The organism is Metabacillus sp. KUDC1714 (assembly GCF_014217835.1).
In the GTDB taxonomy this organism is placed as follows: domain Bacteria; phylum Bacillota; class Bacilli; order Bacillales; family Bacillaceae; genus Metabacillus; species Metabacillus rhizosphaerae.
Genome location: NZ_CP055263.1, coordinates 5,354,197 through 5,373,925, shown reverse-complemented (window position 1 = coordinate 5,373,925; position 19,729 = coordinate 5,354,197). Strand labels below are relative to the sequence as shown.

The window sequence follows — 19,729 nt, the reverse complement described above, 5'->3', positions numbered from 1 at the left end:
TTTATTTTATTAAACAACTGAATTGAGAAAACTGTTCATAATTTGTTAATAATTATGTTGTAACCTAGAGTACACAATACGTTAATAAAGATTGTCCAAATTTGGGAGATTGACAATATATAAAAAAATACGTTAGTATTTAGTACTGTTAATCAAAATATTTTTTTGAATTTTGATATAAACTAATGCTATTTTAAATTAAGAGGTGGCAACAATGAAAACAAAATTACGTTCTTTACTGAATAACCATATTAATTTTTTTGTTCTTGCAGTAGTTTTTTTATGGGTCAAAACCTATGCTGCTTACCGAGTAGAGTTTAGTTTAGGTATTGATAATGTGATGCAAGAATTTCTTTTATTCCTAAACCCTGCTAGCTCAGTTATTTTATTTTTGGGACTTGCTTTATTTTTTAAAGGGAAAAAATCTTTTATTTGGATGATAGTAATAGATTTTCTTCTATCATTCTTGTTATATGCAAATATTGTATATTATCGATTTTTCTCAGATTTCATTACACTTCCAACACTTACACAAACAGGTAATGCAGGTGACTTAGGTCAAAGTATTGAAGCATTATTAAAACCTTATGATGTTTTGTATTTCTTAGATACAATTATTTTATTAGTATTAGTTTTGACTAAGTTAGTAAAACCAACATCTATTAAAGTTAAAACTCGTTCGTTAGTTATGGTTTTTGCAACTGCTATTGCTTTTTTCGCAGTAAACCTAAGTTTAGCAGAAACAGATCGTCCACAGTTATTAACAAGAACGTTTGACCGTAACTATATTGTTAAATATTTAGGTATGTATAACTTTACAATCTATGATGCGATTCAAAGTACAAGAGCTTCAACACAACGAGCAATGGCAGATACAGATGATATTACAGAGGTTACGAATTATACAAATGCGATTTATGCTGAACCAAATCCTGATTACTTTGGTATTGCAAAAGGAAAAAATGTAATTTATGTTCATTTAGAATCAGTACAAAATTTTATCATTAACTATAAATTGAATGGTCAGGAAGTTACACCATTCCTTAATTCGTTAACAAAGGATTCAAGTACTTTCTACTTTGATAACTTTTTCCATCAGACTGGACAAGGGAAAACAGCTGATGCAGAATTTATGCTTGAAAACTCATTATTTGGATTACCGCAAGGAGCAGCCTTTTCAACAAAAGGTCAGAATACTTACCAAGCAGCTCCAGCTATTTTAGGTCAAAATGGTTATACATCTGCAGTATTCCATGGTAATACGAAATCCTTTTGGAACAGAAATGAGATCTATAAATCATTAGGTTATGATAAGTTTTTTGATTTAAGTTATTATAATGCAAAAGACGAAGATATTTTAAATTATGGGATGAAAGATAAGCCGTTTTTTAAACAATCTATGCCAATGCTAGAATCCTTAAGTCAACCTTTTTATACAAAATTTATTACAGTAAGTAATCATTTCCCATACCCATTGGATCAAGATGAAGCAACGATTGAGAAGCATACAACAGGCGATAGTTCAGTAGATAATTATTTTCAAACAGCTCGATATTTAGACGAAGCTATAAAAGAATTCTTTACTTATCTTAAAGAATCTGGATTGTATGAGAACTCAATGATTGTTATGTATGGAGATCATTACGGGATATCTGAAAATCATAATACTGCTATGTCTAAAGTATTAGGCAAAGAAGTAGGCGATTTTGAAAATGCTCAATTACAAAGGGTCCCACTATTTATCCATATTCCAGGTGAAGATGGGGGGGCAATGCATCAGTATGGTGGACAGATTGATTTAATGCCAACACTCATGCATTTACTTGGTATTGAAACAAAAGGATATGTACAAGTAGGGACAGATCTTTTCTCTAAAGACCATCAGACAGTAGTGCCATTCCGTAATGGAGACTTTATTACTGATAAGGTGACTGCTTTGAATGGGAAATATTATGATACAAATACTGGAGAACCAGTTGAGGAAACCGATGCAATAAAACAGTACGAACAAATTACTCAATTAAAACTTCAGATGTCAGATAAAATTGTAAACCAAGATTTATTACGCTTTTATACACCTGAAGGTTTTGAACCAGTTGACCCATCAAAATATGATTATACAAATCATAATGAATCAGAAACTGAATCAGAAGTTAAATAATTATTTCAACTACACAAGGTTCAATAGACGAACGAACAATTAGCTGTTAGGAGATTAAATCTCTTAACAGCTTTTTTTTGTACGACTTTTATTTTATATAATAAGTAAGACCGTCATTTCTTTTCAGTATAGTGATTGAACTTTTAATTAATAAAGTTTTAACGTATATTAAGCATTTAGATAAAAATACATGTTTTTATTTGAAACTTTTTACTATTTTGTTCGTATGTAATAGTATGAGAGGTATTATATTAGCCTTTGTCAGAGATTTATAGTAATACAGTATGAATTAAAAGTGAAAATTAAAATGTAAAGAGGGATTTAAAAATGTTTATATCTTATTTTTTGGTATTTCTGTTAGCGGCAATACCATTGTTTGAGCTAGTTACTGTAGTTCCGTTGGCGATTATTGGTGGATTATCACCAGTACCTGTAGCAATACTAGGATTTTTAGGGAATCTAGTAACAATCCTGCTTTTGGTCGTCTTTGTTGATAAAGTCAAAGGGTGGATGAAAGCAAGAAAACAGAAGCGAGTAGGTTTGAGAGAGGTCGAAGGAGGAGAGGCCCAGGGTATTGATGAGGCACTATCTGAAAAGGATTCCAAAAAGCAAAAACGAGCAAGGTCTCTTTTTGACAAATATGGTTTACCAGGGTTAACAATATTCGGTCCACTTCTTGTAGGTTCTCATATTTCTGCTTTTATGGCTATGTGCTTTGGATCGAAAAGAAGTTTAGTAACAGGCTGGATGATTACTAGTTTAGTAATATGGACAGTTGTATCAACTATTGCTGCTAGTTCAGGTGTGACTTTTTTTGCTCCAGATGTAGAACAGAACGGATTTCTTGTCCGAATATTTCAATGAAAAATAGCTTCTATGTACAAGATTTTGATTTATACATAGAAGCTATTTTTAATGAAGTTTATTTGCTTTACCACTCATTTGTTGGTTGGATTGATAGTTTATTTCCTTTATATGTTCTCTCACCAAAAAGAGTGATTAACGTACATTCAATAATTGAGGATGTAAGCTCATCGGCTTTATATCCTACGAACATACCTGAGGCAAGTTCTTTATCATTTTCATCCATCACACGAACTTTTTTTCCTTCTAATGAGGAGAGTTTCGCGTCTTGTAAAAAACCATACCAATTCTGCCAGTTAGAAACAATATGAGCACCTTCACCATTACTTGTGTAGCCAAGTAAACTATCATTGTCATCAATTTTTGCATTCATCTTTTTCATTATACAAAGGATAATTGTATGGATCATGGTGTATTCTTCAAGATTTAATCCAGAAGAAAACAGTAATTTCAATGAACAATTGGAAGAATCAATTGTTGCTTCAATGAGCTTTTTATCTTTAAGATAATAATTATATTCATTTTTCACGAATAGAAATCCTAATTCCTTAAGCGTAGATCCTACATTTTTTGAAGGTGAGAAAAATAAAGTTGCAGATAACATATGCTTATACTCCTTAAACACTAAAAAGTTGATTTACAGATTTTGATATGAATACAAGTGAAAAAGCTGATGATTTTACTCAGCTTTTCTCATCTTTTAGGAATCTATATATTCATTCGTTTTTCTTCAGAAATATCACTAAATTGTCCAATATAATATTTTACTTCGCCAGCATCATTGCTTACTTGACTTATTGTTAACCACTCAGGGTAAATTTCACCATTTTTACGTTTGTTCCAAATCTCACCTTGCCAGTAACCATTCTTTTTCACCTTATCCCATAGATCCTTATAAAATGATTTGCTATGTTGTCCTGATTGTAATAGATTTGGTTTTTTTCCAACGGCCTCTGCTAAAGTAAAGCCAGTTACCTTTGTAAATGCTGGATTTACTTTTTGAATCACACCATTAGGATTTGTAATCATCAATCCTAAGGCTGTATTTTCAATGATTTTATTTTCAATGCTAAGTTTTTCTTGAAAGTACATCCAGACGACAATTACAAAACTAAGTAGAGCAAATTCAGATAAAGCCATAAAGCCTATGGCATAGTGACCAGTAAAATTAAAGACTGCAGTTAAGACAAGTGGTGGAAAAAAGCCCCCAAGACCACCCATTGCAGCAACAATTCCATTTACAATTCCAGCTTGCTTAGTGAAATATTGCGGTACTAGCTTAAAAATAGTTCCATTACCTATACCTGCACAAAATGCTACTGTTAAAACTCCAACTGTGTAAAGTTCGATAGTAGGGGAGAAGGATAATAGGACACCAGAAAAGGTAAGACCTGCAAAAACAAGCATTAAGATGAAGTACGTGTTAAATTTGTCAGCTAACCATCCACCAACAGGTCGTAACACTGTTGCTAAAGCAATAAATCCGGCTGTACGCATGCCAGCTCCAACAGGATCAAGACCGAAATGATTCACAAGGAAATTTGGTAAATAAATCGTAAAAGCAACAAATGCACCAAATGTAATGAAATAAAATAGACATAAAAACCATAACGTTTGATTCCGATAAACCTCTTTAATTTGTTTCATGATAGGGAGATTAACTTTGTGTTCTTTTCTGTCACCGAGGATGAAATTGAATAAGGCAAATACGAATAAAAGCACTAAATAAAACCGTACTGTATTTCCCCATCCAAAAGTATTTGCCATGACTGGTGCTAAGAAAGCAGTTATTGCAGTTCCAATATTACCTGCACCATAAATACCATTAATTAAACCATGTTTTTCTTTCTTGTAGTATTTAGGAAGAGATGTTACCCCAATTGAGAATGTTGCTCCACCAACTCCTACTAACAACCCACCGATAATTAAATCTATTAATGAGTTCGCATAGCTAAGATAAAAGACTGGAAAAAGCAAAATGAGAAAACTGATTGTAAAAGTGATTCGTGCACCAAAACGATTTGTGTAATATCCTATTGGAATACGCAATAAGGAACCTAGTATAACTGGAATCGCTGTTACCAGTGCAATTTCTTGATCTGTTAAGTCGATATCTTGTTTAATATTTGGCATTAAGGAAGAAATTAATACCCAAACCATAAAACCCGCTGTTAAACTTAACGTCTGAAGAGGTAATTGATGTTTTTGACTCTTCATTATTAGTTCTCCTTTCGAACATGTCATTCATTTTTTAGCTATTTACGTGATATAGAAGTATAATAGCAAATGGATTCTTTTCTGTTTGTGAAAAATATCACAGCGATGAATTTATTTTAGACTTCTTTCGCAAACTTTGATTGCTTATAACAAGTATTACGGCGTGGTTGATTATAGTGAGAGATGCTAGCTTTCCGCGGGGATATAAGTCATTGCAAATAGCAAAACTACCCTAATCTTGCTGATCAGGGTAGTTAGTCATTTCTGTTAAAATTGTAAATTAATTAACACATATACCTTGGAAAAAGGATATTATTTTCAAGGTGGATGTGTTGAAACATATCATCCTCTAACATTTCAAGACGATTATAAACCAACCGATATGTGCCACATGCATCAGAAGGCAATAAATAATCATGAGTGATTTCACGAATTTTTTTTAAAATCTTCCCAGCTTGATCATGTTCAGCAACTAAAGACTGGATGATAGGAGTTAGTTCTTTTAGAGACTGCTCTGTTTTATTTTTTTCGTGTTTTATTATTTCTGGGAATGCAACTGTTTCTTCTTTTTTAAAGTGCTCATCAATTTCACTTTTTAACTCATTAAAAAGTGTTAATACCGTTTTAAGATGTGGATGCTTATCACCGTGAACAAGAGCAACTTTATTTACATATGGCGTCATTTGTTTTACTTCTGATGCGGCATATTGATGATGTATAGAAATGATATGATTAACAAGTTCTTCTGATTGAACTGTTCTCCAATCGGTTTCAGCAACTGAGCGGATGTTCTTTAGATAAAATTGCTCTAGTTCTTCTAAAAATTCTTCCTCTTTTAATTTCCTTTCAGAAATTGCCTGTTCAAGAGAACGTGTTCCTCCGCAACAAAAATCTATTTTATATTTTTTGAAAAAGTCACTGGATTGAGGGAACGCTGCAACTATTTCACCTATACTTGTAGTGCGATCAAATTTTTGATTATTCATAAATTGCACCTCCTATTTGAAGAATACATGATTGAGAATCAGAAGAATGTGATTCAAATCACAATAATATGAAGGATTTCTTGTTATTTGTTTAAATTCGTAACTCGACAAAAATATCAACTCTAACCATAACTATATACCTATTATAAAATTAGGTAAAAGGAATTATTGAATATCCAATAAATTCTTATTAGAACCATTTTTTAACAAGAACTATATGGTATTATATTCATTTTCTCAAAACAATCTATGCGATTGTACAAGCATCTACTATAATTAGTGAAGACATCTGAATTCTATTAGAGAAGAGAGGTTCATATGAAGGGGATAGGAAATAAGAATCATTTTATAGAAACAGTTCAAATGAAAGGTTTAACCATTTCACTTATCGCTTCAGCTGATCAGACTGAGATTATCCATCATAAGCTCGAACCAAATACTAGATGGGCTTTAGAACCTGAAGAAGGTTGGGAAGCACTCGAGTATTTAATTGTGGTTTCAGGAGAACTAAAACTGAGCACAAATGGTGGATATGAGATCTATAAAACTGGAGATTCATTTTATAGAAGTCCTGTAAAGGAACATTATGTTTTTCAATCAATAGGGACAACCGAATTTTTGTACGTTTCCTCGCAACCTGTATTTCATCGTTACAGTCAAATTTCTAGAGATTTAATGAACTTGGCAATATCGATCGAAAAAAAGGATGGTTATACTGGGGACCATTGTGCTAGAATTAGTAAACTATCGATGCTAGTTGGCGAAGCAATGGGATTAAATTCAAAACAGCTTTTACGCCTAAATATGGCCTCCTTCTTTCATGATATTGGTAAAGTTAAAATTCCTTTAGACATTTTACTAAAGCCTGAAAAACTCACTCAAGAAGAATGGGAAATAATGAAAATGCATACCTCCTATGGGAGACAAGTTCTAGAGGAGACAAAGCTACCATTATTAATGAGCGCTGGTCTTGTTGTCGAACAACACCATGAACGTTACGACGGGAAAGGCTACCCATTTGGGTTAGCTAAAGATGAGATTGAGGTAGAGGCTTCTATTATATCTGTTGTAGATTCATATGATGCCATGACAACTGATCGTTCTTATCAAAAGGGAAGATCAAAGGAAGAAGCCATTTTAGAAATTAACCGTTGTCGTGGAACGATGTATAATCCAATCATTGTCGATGTGTTTAATGATGTGAAGCACAAACTTTAGGAGGAAGAAAATAAAAATGAAAAAGTTCATACTTTTACTTGCTGCTTTATTATTTGTTGTTCTTATAACAGTAACACCGGCAAATGCAGCATATCTATCTGAGCATGATAAATATATTGAGGTATCTTACGAGGATGCTAGATATATTGCTGATTTACTAGGATTAAAAGGAATTCCGCTTGGTGATCAAACAGCTACGATGAGTTTTGATATTCAAGAAAATGCGATCAAAACAATTGAAAATCGTTTAGATACTGAAATCGATCACTATTATATTTGGTTAACAATTAATGGGCAACCAGTTCTAGGAATTGACCCACCGGTACCGATGTTTTAATAGTAGTATTCTTTTAAAAGATTAATTTCTCGCTAATCATTAGGAGTATCACGATGTGATCGATTATGATAAAAGTGGAATTAGTCTTTTTTTGTTTTGAAAATTATTAAATGCATGTACTCTGGTTAACACTTTGTCATCCAGCTTCCTAGATCCTTGGGGTCATAAGCCACTCAGGAATTAAAATAGATGATTATTTCAAAATAAACCTAAGATTCCGAATACTTCCCAGCTTATTGACCAATGTCATTCGATGAGATAAGTTAAGAATTGACAACAGGAACGGGGTGTTCTCTATGAATCTTTTAAAAAAGCTTATTTTCGTGCTAATTGGACTTATCATTACATCACTTGGAATTAAACTATTATCAGATAGCTTGCTAACATTTGGGGGAACAGCGGGTATTGCTACAATTCTAACATATGTAACGAATGTACCATGGGGTGTTCTATTCTTTATCGTAAATTTACCGTTTTTCATTATTTCCATTCAAGAATTAGGCAAATGGTTTACAATCTCTAGTCTTTTATCAATAACTGGGATTTCATTTATACGAGAGTGGTTCGATCTAGTTATCCCAGCGTTTGAAATTAATATTGTTATCGCATCTATTATTTCTGGCCTGCTGATCGGCTTTGGTGTTACATTTGTTCTAAATAATGGTTCTTCACTTGGTGGAATACACATATTAGGGTTGTATATTGATAAGAAATTTAGCATTAATCGAGGAATTGTTCTATTCGTATGCGACTCTCTAATCATTTTATTTGCTTTAGCATTGGTAGGTTGGTTTAAGGCAATATTATCAATTTCATGCATATTTATAGCTAGTAGTATTATTGGACGTTATAAAAAATCTCCAATAAAAGAAATGGAACGAGATCAAGAAGCTCAATTGGTAGGTAAAAGTTTACATTCATAATATATAATGATCACTACTCTAGATTGGAAACATTTTAGGGTAGTTTTTTTATAGCTTCTCATCTAATGTATAGGTAGGGGAGGAGATAAAGTGAAATATATAACAGTTAACCAAATGATTGATTCTGTAGATTCAGTGAAAGCTAAATTGTTTTTAAAAAGTCTTTGGTATGCAATAGAAGAAGACATTTTCTCTTTATCACTCGAATATGAAGTTTTTAAACATCAATTTATGCATTTACGAGCGAGTGCACCTTTAAATTGGAGCTTGGACTGGGATGGAACTCAGTTTGCATTATCGAGACAGATTAAAAATCATGGCGTTTTTTCAATTATTGCACAATCGAATGGAACTATTCTATATAAGTTTTCTTAAAAATCTCAGAAATGATCTGGGATTTTTTTTGTATAATTTTATTTCATTAGAGGGATTTTAAATTTGGCTATAAAAAAATAGTTTCTAGGAGGAATAGCAGTGCAGAGCCAAATGAATCAAGTAAACATCGGTGCTCATGAAATCATGGATTGTCATGAAGTACTTTGCAATACAATTAATGGTATCAATCTGTTTCAACTTTACCAACCATATTGTCAAGATCAAGAGCTTAAAAATATTTTACAAAATCAACTATCTTTCATGACAAATGAGTATAATTCTTTAGTTAATGCTCTAAAACACAAAGTAAATATCAATCGTTTACCTAATGTGAAAGTGAATATGAACTTTTCGCCAAGCTATGGTATAGGCAGTAATCCTGTTCCAGAGGCTCCAAACGCTTCAATCAATCAAATGAATGATCGTGATATTTCATCTGGAATGTTAGGGTGTCATAAGACTGGAGCTGTACAAAAAATGCATGCAGCTTTAGAATGTACGGATTCACAAATAAGAGAAATGATGATTCAGAGTGCGAAAAATTGTGCAGATCAAGCATATGAAATTTGGAGTTATATGAACAACAAAGGTTATTATCATGTACCAACCTTTGATCAGACTACTACACAATCTATGATAAACAGCTACCAGCCAAGCAGTTTATATAATAACCAACAACAATCAATATAAAAAAATGGAGGTTTCACATATGCATACTCAACAACATGCCCTACAACAAATTAATGAATGTCGTCAAACAGTCCAACAATTAATTCAACAAACAGAGCAAGGTAGTCAACTATATAAACAAATGCTTCAACAAGAACAACAAAATGTACAAATGCTTCAACAACTATTACAACGTGAACAACAAGCAGTTCAAGTCATTCAACAAAGCCTGCAAGGTCACAACAAAGCAATACAGCAATGTCAGCATGTTTTAAACACATGTAATCAAATGCAACAAGAAATTTCACAAGTTGGATCATATAATGTTGAACCATCTTACCAAAGGGTACCTAATCAGCAACAACAGCTTCCAAGCTACCAAAGTTTCCAGCAAAATAGACAATTTATCCAACAATAAATCTTATAAAACAGGGTTAACGTATAAGTTTCATCGTTAACCCTGTTTTATATTATTTTTCATTTCAACTAGTTGACATATATAATTGAAGTCCTTTATAATTTATCTTGAATTCAAGATTATTTTATTATCTATGAAATTATAAAATTCTTGTACTTTAAATAAGTGTCTTGACATCCAGCTCCAGCGCCTAGCGCCTAGTGAACTTCACACTCCTCTTTGCGTTAAGTCAACATCGAATCGCTTCCGCTCTTCGTGTTTCCTTTATCTCATACGAAGTGCTCTTGTTTCTCGTCGCTGACCAAGGCGCTTGCGCTTTTGTTCTTAGAAAGGAAGGTTTTTATGAATATTAAGCCGTTATTAGGCATCCATCATGTTTCAGCACTTACTGCAAATGCAAAAGAAAACTATCATTTCTATACGAAAGTATTAGGTTTAAGACTAGTTAAAAAAACTGTCAACCAGGATGATACATCTGTTTATCATTTATTTTATGCCGATGAGCGAGGAAATCCAGGTACAGATTTAACATTCTTTGAAATTCCTCATTCTGGTAGAACATACCCTGGGACGAATAGTATTACTGCTACATCTTTACGTGTGAAAGATAATAAGGCACTCCACTATTGGAAGAATCGCTTTGAGCAATTTAATGTTGATCATGATGAAATAAGCAATGAAAGTGGAAGAGCAACACTTTCATTTCGCGATCAAGAGGGTCAGCGTTTAATACTAGTATCTGATGAAAATAATGTAGGTGTAGCAGGTGGGAAACCTTGGGCTAACAGCCCTGTTCCACAAGAAAATGGTGTAGTTGGACTAGGGCCGGTTCATTTAACAGTGTCACGTCCTGAGCGAACAATAAAGGTATTAACAGATTTAATGGGCTTTCGAGAAAAGGATGGTTACACAAAAGATGAGGATCAAAAACAAGTCCGAGTCTTTGAAACAGGAGAAGGTGGAACTGGAGCAGAAATACACGTAAGTGAATTAGATCAGGTGGGACGTGAGAGACCAGGTCGTGGAAGTGTTCACCATGTCGCTTTTCGTGTGGAAGATGTAGAAGAATTAAACAAATGGGTAGACATATTAAATGCAAATCATTTGTCTAATTCTGGGTTTGTAGAACGTTATTATTTCCGTTCATTATATTTTAGAGAGCCTAATGGTATATTATTTGAGCTAGCGACAGATGGTCCGGGTTTTGAAGGGGACGAAGATTTCGAACATTTAGGAGAAAAACTAGCATTGCCACCATACTTTGAAGCGCAAAGAAAAGAAATAGAAGCAAGACTAGAACCATTAGATACGGAACAATAGCGCTTATCCTCAGTACTAGAATTTTATAATTTCATAGTCAACAGGAAAAACAAAGGAGTGTTTTTATGCAACATATTTTCAAAGAAGGAACAGATCACAAACTCCCTACTTTACTATTACTTCATGGTACAGGTGGAAATGAACGAGATTTATTACCAATAGCTGATATGATTGCTCCAAATGCATCTGTACTTGGGGTAAGAGGCAATGTCCTTGAAAATGGAATGCCACGGTTTTTTCGCCGTCTAGCTGAAGGTGTGTTTGATGAGGAAGATTTGATTTTTCGTACAAATGAACTAAACGAATTCATTTCAGACATGGCAGATCAGTATCAATTCAATCGAAACAATGTAGTTGCGATTGGGTATTCAAATGGGGCCAACATTGCTGCTAGTCTTATGTATCATTACAACAGGGCTCTAAAAGGAGCAATTTTATTACACGCAATGGTTCCTAGAAGAGGAATCCAAATACCTGATTTGTCTGAAACCTCTATTTTTATTGGAGCAGGCACAAACGATCCAATCATTCCACCAGCCGAAACAAAGGAGCTTGCTGATGCATTAAAACTAGCGAAAGCTGATGTCACCGAGCATTGGGGAGATGCTGGTCACCAGTTAACGAGAGAGGAAATAATTAAAGCAAAAGAATGGTTTGAAAAAAACTATACGAAATAAAAAGTAAAATACGCTTGGTATTATTCAAGCGTATTTTACTTTTTATTTTCGATTTCAAATATTGAAACCACGTTGCTTTTAGAAAAACCCATTATTATAGACTATTAGTAGGTTCTAAACATTTTGCTGATTCATTTTTCGGTGAATTCACAATGCTTGAAACAGAGTATACATCCATTAATTGGTCGTTAAATGGTACTAGTAGCGTTTTGAGTTTTTCTGTGTCTTGGACATCTCTATCCAACCAAAGGTCATATTCTGAGGGGGGAAGAATAACTGGCATTCTGTCATGGACATCCTTCGTTAATTCATTAGGTGTTGTTGTTATAATTGTGCATGTGTAAAGTGGTTTGTCTCCTTTATCCCAACACTCCCAAAGACCTGCAAAAGCAAATGGTCGACGATCCTTCATTATAAACCGATAAGGTTGCTTTTCTTTCCCTTGTTTTTTCCATTCGTAAAAACCATCACTTAAAATTAAACATCTTTTTTTCTTAAAAGGCTGTTTAAAACTTACCTTTTCATCTAATGTTTCTGCTCTCGCATTTATCATCTTGTACCCAATTTTCGTCTCCTTTGACCAAGGCGGTACAAGACCCCATTGCATTTTCGTTCCAACTCGTTCCTGTCCATTTGAACCAATTACTAAAATATTTTGCGAGGGAGCAATATTATATCGGTAATCAAGTTCTTCATTAAAAATGAAGTCAAATTGGTCTTGTAAAATCGGTTGTTCGGTTGCTAATGAAAAGCGTCCACACATAAAAACCACCACCATTATGGTTATTTCAGTCCATTATACTAAGATGATACAGGAAAATAAATTACTTGTGAAATATGAAGACTAGGTTTTTTACCCATAACAGAGTGATAACTACTTACATATAGTAAACCAAACATGTGTGGAGGTGATATTATGGGTGGCGAAGGTGGTTACGGATACGGAGCAGGATTTGCTCTAATCGTCGTTTTATTTATTCTTTTAATTATTATTGGTGCATCTTATATGGGTTATTAATCAAGGAGCATAATAAAAAAATGCTAACAAAATTGGGTCAAACCTATCCAACGTTTTGTTTTACATTGGAGGGTCTGACCCTTTTGTTTAAGGGATTCTCATTTATCCAAAAAATCAACTCATAACTTACATATATAGAGCATATTACTTTTCATTTTTAGAAAAATATAGCAAAATAATTGTGTATGAAAGAGAGGAGTGTACAGAATGAAAAACTTGCAAAGCACGACTACATTACATAATGGAATTGAAATGCCTTGGTTTGGTTTAGGAGTATTCAAGGTGAAAGATGGATCAGAAGTCATTAATTCAGTTAAAGCAGCGATAGAAGCAGGTTACAAAAGTATTGATACAGCGGCTATTTATGGTAATGAAGAGGGTGTTGGTAAAGCAATTGCAGAATCAAATGTACCTCGCGAAGAATTATTTATTACAACAAAGGTGTGGAACTCGGAACAAGGCTATGATTCCACTTTAGCTGCTTTTGATGAGAGCATGAAAAAGCTAGGACTTGAATACTTAGATTTATATCTTATTCACTGGCCAGTTCCGGAACAAAATAAATACAAAGAAACATGGAAAGCACTTGAAACGTTATATAAAGATGGCCGAGTTCGTGCAATAGGTGTCAGCAACTTCAAAGAGCATCATCTAAAGGATTTATTGGAGGATTGTGAAGTGGTACCAATGGTTAACCAAGTGGAATACCATCCACGTTTAACTCAAACAAGTCTTCATGAGTTCTGTAAACAAAATCGTATTCAGCTTGAAGCATGGTCCCCACTAATGCAAGGCGGCTTATTTGAAGAACCAACACTTCAAGAAATTGCTAGAAAATATGGAAAATCGACTGCTCAAGTCATCCTACGGTGGGATTTACAAAACGAAGTTGTGACAATTCCGAAATCAGTTAAACCTCATCGTATTCAGGAAAATGCGAATATCTTTGATTTTGAATTAAGCTCAGAAGATATGGAGAAAATTAATTCGCTTAATCAAGATCAACGCGTAGGATCTGATCCAGATGTTATGAATAAACTGTGAAATAAAAATAAAATTAGAATCGGCTGAATTTATTTATTTTCAGTCGTTTTTTTGTGCTTTCTGGGATATAAGATAAGGCAGTTGAAAACATTAAACGGTAAATAGCTTTCAAAGGAGGCAATGCAATCAAAATGGCAAAACCGTTATTTTGTTTGTTTTTATGCGTATTAGTCTATTTTTTCCCAATAAAGGATAGCCGAGTGATTGCAAATACAAATAGACAAACTTTTGTATCAGAGCACCAATTAAATGAACTACTTAGTAATCATCCATCTCTACAAGGGGCGATTGCTGGGGTCAGTGTTCGATCAGCTTCATCTGGGGAATTATTGTATACATATAATGGTGACACACGTTTAACCCCTGCTTCAAATATGAAGCTGTTTACTGCAGCAGCAGCGTTAACAACATTAGGAAAGGATTATACCTTTCATACAGACTTATTAACAGATGGATCTATTAAATGGAATGTACTTGCGGGAAATTTATATATAAAAGGAAAAGGAGATCCAACACTTTTGCCTGAGAATTTTGATCAATTCGCTAAAGAGTTAAAATTGAAGGGGATTAAAATGATCAGTGGCGATTTAATTGGAGATGATTCTTGGTATGATCAAGTTCGCTATTCAATTGATGTACCTTGGAGTGATGAAGCAGCTTATTATGGTGCAGCAACAAGTGCGCTAACTGCATCACCAGATAAGGAATATGATGCAGGGACAATTATTATTGAGGTTAGTCCGAATGAGAAAATGAATAAAACTGCTAAAGTTGTTGTCCGACCCCAAACGAGTATTATAAACATAATTAATAAAACTCAAACAGTTTCCTCGGATGTAACAAGTAACATTAAAATCTCAAGAGGGCATGGTAATAATGTCATTACAATTGAAGGTAATATTCCATTAAAAGCGTCTAATCTGAAAGAAAGGATTGCAGTTTGGGAGCCGACAAAATATGCTTTGGACTTACTAATACAATCCTTGAAAAAACAAGATATTAAGATACTAGGTAGTATTAAAGTAGGAACTACGCCTGAACATGCAGAATTACTACTTTCTCATCAATCGATGTCATTGTCAGAACTGTTAATACCCTTTATGAAATTGAGCAACAATGGCCATGGTGAACTATTAATTAAAGAAATGGGAAAAGTGTTTAAAGGGAATGGTAGCTGGGAAGATGGATTAGAGGTTGAACAAGTTGCCTTAACAACACTGGGTATACGAATGCAAGAGATTGAAATAAGAGATGGTTCAGGTATTTCACATATGAATCTTGTTCCAGCGAATGAAATCACTGCCTTGTTATATCATGCTAAGCAAATGGACTGGTTCCCTACATTTGAAGCATCATTACCTATAGCAGGTAATACAGACAAAATGATTGGTGGAACATTGCGAAAAAGGATGAAAAACGTTGCTTTAAAGGATAATGTAAAAGCAAAAACAGGAACACTTACAAATGTTAGCTCACTATCGGGGTTTATAAATGCAAATAATGGTGAAACCTTTATTTTTTCAATCTTACTTAACCATTTAAAAGATGAGGCCAGTGGAAAACAAATTGAAGAACAAATTATTAAGATATTAGCAAATAATGAAATCTAATTGATGTAAGCACAACGTTTGAATAGTCTTTTTGTTTTTGGAATAATGTGGAGGGTGAATCAAACTAATATGGGAGGGGTATTAGATCTTATGAAAGTTTTAGTAGTAGGTGCAAATGGACAAATTGGAAAACAACTCATTCGATTACTAAAAGAAAGTAATGGATATACAGTTAGAGCTATGGTTAGAAACGAAGAACAGGTCCAAGAATTTAAGCAAAACGGTGTAGAGGCTGTAATGGCTGACTTAGAAGGCAGTGTAGAAGATATCGTAAATGCTGCTAGCGGTTGTGATGCAATTGTTTTTACAGCTGGTTCTGGAGGACACACTGGGGCAGATAAAACATTATTAATTGACCTTGATGGTGCAGGAAAAACAATTGAAGCCGCAGAAAAAGCAAATATTAAACGTTTTGTAATGGTGAGCGCGCTCCAGGCTCAGAAAAGGGAAAATTGGAATGAAAAAATAAAACCTTATTACGTGGCAAAGCATTATGCTGACAAAACACTAATGCAATCTAATTTAACTTATACAATAATTCGTCCAGGTGGACTATTAAATGAACCAGGTACAGGTAAAATAACGGTTGGTGAAAACCTAACAAGAATGACAATTTCAAGGGAAGATGTAGCTAGAACAATTTTTGCATGCTTAAAGGAAGAACATACATATAATCAATCATTTGATCTTGTTTCAGGGGATGAATGGATAGCTGATGCATTGAAAAAAATGTAAGGTGTAGGTAGCTATTTAAAAAGGATTAAAGAACATTGGACAAAACCACAATTTGATGCACGTTAACGAACTGCACCTTATCATAACTTAAAGGGATGTAATGCCATCTTTCCCTGTGCAAAGATCTCCAATAATCAATATTCAACTTCAAATGTTCTTCTCCTTTTCATAGAAACTCCTTTGAATGAATCAAAAGATTCACTAAAGGAGTTTTTTCCTGTATCCACTAAAAAACACTGTTATTTATAAAATGATCTCTGAATTTTCTCTTTAACAGTAGGTGGTTAATATTCTATAATAGGATGAAATTCCCAATCTTCTGTTTTTATTCTATAAAATGTAAAGGCTTACAGTTTGGGTTTGTAAATATAAATTGGAAGGTGATAAATATAAGCTTGTAAAGTTTACTTACAAGAAACGTCTCAAAGAAAAAGTAGATTGTCATATATAACAAAAGCTCCACTAAATCTCGAAAACTTAAATCTAGTATTAAATCTATTCATTTACTGCTCTTTTTCTTTAAAACATTTGAAAGGTGATGAAATGAACGTGAGGAAAAAATCTCTAACAAAAAAAGTATTAGCCGTATCTCTTGCTGTTCCACTTCTTATGACAGGCTATCAAGGTAATGCTTTCGCTACTAATTCCCAAGGAGGACATAATTTAGTCCAAGGCAACGGGATCCAACTAGAATATCTTGACAGAGGGTTAGTTGCAGCTAGCACTTCTGAAGGGATATTTATTAGCTGGAGACTTTTAGCTAATGAAGTGACTGGTTATTCTGATTCAGGATTGACAGGAGTAAACTTCAACGTGTACCGTGATGGTGAAAAAATTGCTATGGTAGAAGATAGTACAAACTTTTTAGATGTAGATGGTAATGATTCTTCAACGTACTATGTTGCTGCAGTTGATAATGGAAAGGAAATCGATCAGAGCTCGACAACCACACCCTGGGACCATACATATTATGATTTGAAATTAAAGAAGCCGTCAGATGGTGTAACACCAAGTGGTGAAGTATATTCTTACACAGCAAATGACATGAGTGTCGGGGATGTTGACGGTGATGGTAAATACGAATTTTTTGTTAAATGGGATCCAACAAACTCAAAAGATGTATCACAGAAAGGCTATACAGGAAAAACTTATATTGATTGTTATACATTTGATGGCACACTGTTATATCGAATTGATCTTGGAGTAAACATTCGATCAGGAGCTCATTATACACAATTTTTAGTTTATGATTTTGATGGAGATGGAAAATCAGAATTAATGTTTAAAACAGCTCCAGGAACAAAAATGATAAAGTTCGACAAGAATGGCGATATCTCTTCAGAGAAGTTTATAACAATGCCTAAAGAAGATAAGCTAGATGGATATAGTCACCAAGATGACTACCGTATGAGCAGTGAAGATTATTATGATCATGTTGTCGACATGTTTATGGATTGGCATAAGCATGAAGAAGTTGTAAACGGAAATTGGCCAGAAACACTTGAAGAAAGTTTTGGAATAGAAAAGAAGTATAAATATCCTCTATCTCAGGATGATGCTGAAAGTTTAGCTGATTACTTTATTGATGAATATGCTCCAAGTCGAAGTAGCAGAAATAATTTAAGAGATTTTGAAGGTTTTATTGTTAAAGGTCCTGAATATTTAACCGTATTTAATGGTGAAACAGGTGATGAACTAGAAACCATTCGATATAAATATGGGCGAGAAGATGATGGACTTATGTGGGGAGATTATGCAATGTCTAGAATCGAGCCCGGTAACCGAGTTGATCGATTTCTGGCTGGGGTAGCCTATCTTGATGGGGAAAAACCTTATGCAGTTTTCTCACGTGGCTATTATACTAGAGCTACCATGGTTACGTATAGCTGGGATGGCGAGCACATAAAAGAGAATTGGGCGGTTGACAGTGGCTGGACTCCAATGAGCAATCCGTTTAATGATGGTCCACATGGTAGATTAGGAACAGATAAGGAATTTGGTTCACTTACAACCCAAGGTGCACATTCATTAAGTACAGCAGATGTTGATAATGATGGAAAGCAAGAAATCATTTATGGGTCTTCAACAATCGATCATGATGGAACCTTATTGTATAGCTCAAGTGATGTGATGCCACCTGAGAGTGCGACCCCTGGAGCAACTGCAGGTTTAGGCCATGGTGATGCATTGCATGTTGCAGATATCAATCCTGATCGATCTGGTTTAGAAATTTTCATGGTACACGAAGGTGGAGCATACGCACCATGTGGTTATGCACTTCGCGATGCCAATACAGGAAAAGTGATTTATGGTGGATACACTGGTAAAGATACAGGAAGAGGAATGATAGGGGACGTAGATCCTGAGCACAAAGGATTGGAAACATGGGCTGTCGGACTTTGGTCAGCAGATGGTGAGAAAATTAACAATTCTGTACCAGGAACAAATATGAATATTAAGTGGTCAGCTGATATGACTACGCAAATTGTAAATGGTTCAATAGAACAAACTCCAACGATACAAGATTGGACAAAAGGAACGATATTAACGGCTACTGACACTAGAACGAATAATTACACAAAAGGAAATCCATCTTTAGTTGCAGATATTTTTGGTGATTGGAGAGAAGAACTTCTTGTACGAACAGCTGATAGTAATTCGATTCGAATATACCTAAGTTCAGATGTGACAGATCGGAAATTATATTCACTAATGCATGATCCACAGTATAGAACTGGTATTGCTTGGCAAAACGTTGGATATAACCAACCGTCTTATACAAGTTATTATTTTGGATCTGATACGGATTGGGGAAATGTACCTGTTCCAACGTATTGGACACCAGGTGTATTCAATGTAGTACAAGACTTATTGGCCACATATTCGAAAAATGGTGAACTAAATAGTCCGCTTAATAAAAAGTTAGAAAAATCTTTAAAACAAGCTGAGCATCATGCTGAAAAAGGCTCTAATAAAAAATCCATATCATTTATGGAAAAGTTCATGAATCAGATAAACCAGAATAACAAGAAAACGACAATTTCTGATAAAGCAAAAGTAAACTTAACAAATCATGCTGAACAAATAATTAAGATGTTGGAAACAAAATAATAATAGGACGAACAGCCGCCATGTATTTTAAGCGGCTGTTGTTTAT

Annotated in this window: 19 protein-coding genes; 15 read left to right on the top strand and 4 right to left on the bottom strand. The window is 34.1% G+C overall.

Annotated features, from left to right (window positions below; all coding sequences use genetic code 11):
* Positions 1-214 precede the first annotated feature (214 nt).
* Positions 215-2,161 (top strand): lipoteichoic acid synthase, encoded by a 1,947-nt coding sequence (locus HUW50_RS24805; protein WP_185653452.1) that lies wholly within the window; start codon positions 215-217, stop codon positions 2,159-2,161.
* Between the two features lie 327 nt (positions 2,162-2,488).
* Positions 2,489-3,025, top strand: a complete 537-nt coding sequence (locus HUW50_RS24800) for a small multi-drug export protein (RefSeq protein WP_185653451.1) — start codon at positions 2,489-2,491, stop codon at positions 3,023-3,025.
* A 67-nt stretch (positions 3,026-3,092) separates the two neighbouring features.
* Here HUW50_RS24800 and HUW50_RS24795 read toward each other — a convergent pair whose 3' ends face one another.
* The 3 genes from HUW50_RS24795 to ric form a co-directional block, all read right to left on the bottom strand.
* Complete coding sequence (locus HUW50_RS24795) at positions 3,093-3,629, bottom strand: hypothetical protein (RefSeq protein WP_066327234.1); 537 nt, start codon at positions 3,627-3,629, stop codon at positions 3,093-3,095.
* A 104-nt stretch (positions 3,630-3,733) separates the two neighbouring features.
* Entirely contained in the window at positions 3,734-5,242 is a 1,509-nt protein-coding gene (locus HUW50_RS24790; RefSeq protein ID WP_066327231.1) for a nitrate/nitrite transporter, read from the bottom strand.
* A 284-nt stretch (positions 5,243-5,526) separates the two neighbouring features.
* On the bottom strand, positions 5,527-6,228 hold the full coding sequence (ric, locus tag HUW50_RS24785) for an iron-sulfur cluster repair di-iron protein (RefSeq protein WP_066327225.1): 702 nt from the start codon (positions 6,226-6,228) through the stop codon (positions 5,527-5,529).
* 318 nt (positions 6,229-6,546) lie between these two features.
* Between ric and HUW50_RS24780 the strand changes: the two genes are divergently transcribed.
* The 8 genes from HUW50_RS24780 to HUW50_RS24745 all read left to right on the top strand — a co-directional run bounded on the left by HUW50_RS24780 (position 6,547) and on the right by HUW50_RS24745 (position 12,165).
* Positions 6,547-7,446: an HD-GYP domain-containing protein gene (locus HUW50_RS24780; protein WP_066327222.1), complete on the top strand. Its 900-nt coding sequence runs from the start codon at positions 6,547-6,549 to the stop codon at positions 7,444-7,446.
* A gap of 16 nt (positions 7,447-7,462) precedes the next feature.
* The gene (locus HUW50_RS24775) at positions 7,463-7,783 is read left to right on the top strand and encodes an 8-amino-7-oxononanoate synthase (RefSeq protein WP_066327220.1); all 321 of its coding nucleotides are present in this window, start codon (positions 7,463-7,465) and stop codon (positions 7,781-7,783) included.
* A 296-nt stretch (positions 7,784-8,079) separates the two neighbouring features.
* Positions 8,080-8,706 (top strand): YitT family protein, encoded by a 627-nt coding sequence (locus HUW50_RS24770; protein WP_066327218.1) that lies wholly within the window; start codon positions 8,080-8,082, stop codon positions 8,704-8,706.
* A 90-nt stretch (positions 8,707-8,796) separates the two neighbouring features.
* Positions 8,797-9,081 carry a hypothetical protein gene (locus tag HUW50_RS24765; protein WP_066327212.1) on the top strand — a complete coding sequence of 95 codons (285 nt, stop codon included), beginning with the start codon at positions 8,797-8,799 and terminating at the stop codon, positions 9,079-9,081.
* 99 nt (positions 9,082-9,180) lie between these two features.
* A complete protein-coding gene (locus HUW50_RS24760) occupies positions 9,181-9,771 on the top strand; it encodes a spore coat protein (protein ID WP_198165127.1) in 591 nt (196 codons plus the stop codon).
* A 19-nt stretch (positions 9,772-9,790) separates the two neighbouring features.
* Positions 9,791-10,168 carry a hypothetical protein gene (locus tag HUW50_RS24755; RefSeq protein WP_066327209.1) on the top strand — a complete coding sequence of 126 codons (378 nt, stop codon included), beginning with the start codon at positions 9,791-9,793 and terminating at the stop codon, positions 10,166-10,168.
* Between the two features lie 342 nt (positions 10,169-10,510).
* A complete protein-coding gene (locus HUW50_RS24750; protein ID WP_066327206.1) occupies positions 10,511-11,488 on the top strand; it encodes a ring-cleaving dioxygenase in 978 nt (325 codons plus the stop codon).
* Between the two features lie 65 nt (positions 11,489-11,553).
* Positions 11,554-12,165, top strand: coding sequence for an alpha/beta hydrolase (locus HUW50_RS24745; protein WP_066327200.1), 612 nt, complete (start codon positions 11,554-11,556; stop codon positions 12,163-12,165).
* 94 nt (positions 12,166-12,259) lie between these two features.
* Here the strand turns inward: HUW50_RS24745 and HUW50_RS24740 are convergent, their stop codons facing one another.
* Entirely contained in the window at positions 12,260-12,928 is a 669-nt protein-coding gene (locus HUW50_RS24740; protein ID WP_066327197.1) for an SOS response-associated peptidase, read from the bottom strand.
* Positions 12,929-13,081: 153 nt separating this feature from the next.
* On the opposite strand from HUW50_RS24740, the gene HUW50_RS24735 reads away from it, so the two are divergent.
* From HUW50_RS24735 to HUW50_RS24715, 5 genes are all read left to right on the top strand, one after another.
* Positions 13,082-13,183 carry a YjcZ family sporulation protein gene (locus tag HUW50_RS24735; RefSeq protein ID WP_083964462.1) on the top strand — a complete coding sequence of 34 codons (102 nt, stop codon included), beginning with the start codon at positions 13,082-13,084 and terminating at the stop codon, positions 13,181-13,183.
* Between the two features lie 207 nt (positions 13,184-13,390).
* A complete protein-coding gene (locus HUW50_RS24730) occupies positions 13,391-14,227 on the top strand; it encodes an aldo/keto reductase (RefSeq protein WP_066327195.1) in 837 nt (278 codons plus the stop codon).
* Positions 14,228-14,358: 131 nt separating this feature from the next.
* Positions 14,359-15,837 (top strand): D-alanyl-D-alanine carboxypeptidase/D-alanyl-D-alanine endopeptidase, encoded by a 1,479-nt coding sequence (gene dacB / locus HUW50_RS24725; RefSeq protein ID WP_066327193.1) that lies wholly within the window; start codon positions 14,359-14,361, stop codon positions 15,835-15,837.
* Between the two features lie 90 nt (positions 15,838-15,927).
* Complete coding sequence (locus tag HUW50_RS24720) at positions 15,928-16,572, top strand: SDR family oxidoreductase (protein ID WP_066327627.1); 645 nt, start codon at positions 15,928-15,930, stop codon at positions 16,570-16,572.
* A 543-nt stretch (positions 16,573-17,115) separates the two neighbouring features.
* Positions 17,116-19,683 (top strand): rhamnogalacturonan lyase, encoded by a 2,568-nt coding sequence (locus HUW50_RS24715; protein WP_185653450.1) that lies wholly within the window; start codon positions 17,116-17,118, stop codon positions 19,681-19,683.
* Positions 19,684-19,729 lie beyond the last annotated feature (46 nt).

Excerpts from the sequence above, each read along its gene's own strand:
- HUW50_RS24735 (WP_083964462.1), top strand. The coding sequence starts at position 13,082 with ATGGGTGGCGAAGGTGGTTACGGATACGGAGCAGGATTTGCTCTAATC.
- HUW50_RS24740 (WP_066327197.1), bottom strand. The coding sequence starts at position 12,928 with ATGTGTGGACGCTTTTCATTAGCAACCGAACAACCGATTTTACAAGAC.
- ric (WP_066327225.1), bottom strand. The coding sequence starts at position 6,228 with ATGAATAATCAAAAATTTGATCGCACTACAAGTATAGGTGAAATAGTT.
- HUW50_RS24755 (WP_066327209.1), top strand. The coding sequence starts at position 9,791 with ATGCATACTCAACAACATGCCCTACAACAAATTAATGAATGTCGTCAA.
- HUW50_RS24745 (WP_066327200.1), top strand. The coding sequence starts at position 11,554 with ATGCAACATATTTTCAAAGAAGGAACAGATCACAAACTCCCTACTTTA.
- HUW50_RS24775 (WP_066327220.1), top strand. The coding sequence starts at position 7,463 with ATGAAAAAGTTCATACTTTTACTTGCTGCTTTATTATTTGTTGTTCTT.
- HUW50_RS24805 (WP_185653452.1), top strand. The coding sequence starts at position 215 with ATGAAAACAAAATTACGTTCTTTACTGAATAACCATATTAATTTTTTT.
- HUW50_RS24730 (WP_066327195.1), top strand. The coding sequence starts at position 13,391 with ATGAAAAACTTGCAAAGCACGACTACATTACATAATGGAATTGAAATG.
- HUW50_RS24790 (WP_066327231.1), bottom strand. The coding sequence starts at position 5,242 with ATGAAGAGTCAAAAACATCAATTACCTCTTCAGACGTTAAGTTTAACA.
- HUW50_RS24800 (WP_185653451.1), top strand. The coding sequence starts at position 2,489 with ATGTTTATATCTTATTTTTTGGTATTTCTGTTAGCGGCAATACCATTG.
- HUW50_RS24780 (WP_066327222.1), top strand. The coding sequence starts at position 6,547 with ATGAAGGGGATAGGAAATAAGAATCATTTTATAGAAACAGTTCAAATG.
- HUW50_RS24720 (WP_066327627.1), top strand. The coding sequence starts at position 15,928 with ATGAAAGTTTTAGTAGTAGGTGCAAATGGACAAATTGGAAAACAACTC.
- dacB (WP_066327193.1), top strand. The coding sequence starts at position 14,359 with ATGGCAAAACCGTTATTTTGTTTGTTTTTATGCGTATTAGTCTATTTT.
- HUW50_RS24795 (WP_066327234.1), bottom strand. The coding sequence starts at position 3,629 with ATGTTATCTGCAACTTTATTTTTCTCACCTTCAAAAAATGTAGGATCT.
- HUW50_RS24715 (WP_185653450.1), top strand. The coding sequence starts at position 17,116 with ATGAACGTGAGGAAAAAATCTCTAACAAAAAAAGTATTAGCCGTATCT.
- HUW50_RS24770 (WP_066327218.1), top strand. The coding sequence starts at position 8,080 with ATGAATCTTTTAAAAAAGCTTATTTTCGTGCTAATTGGACTTATCATT.
- HUW50_RS24750 (WP_066327206.1), top strand. The coding sequence starts at position 10,511 with ATGAATATTAAGCCGTTATTAGGCATCCATCATGTTTCAGCACTTACT.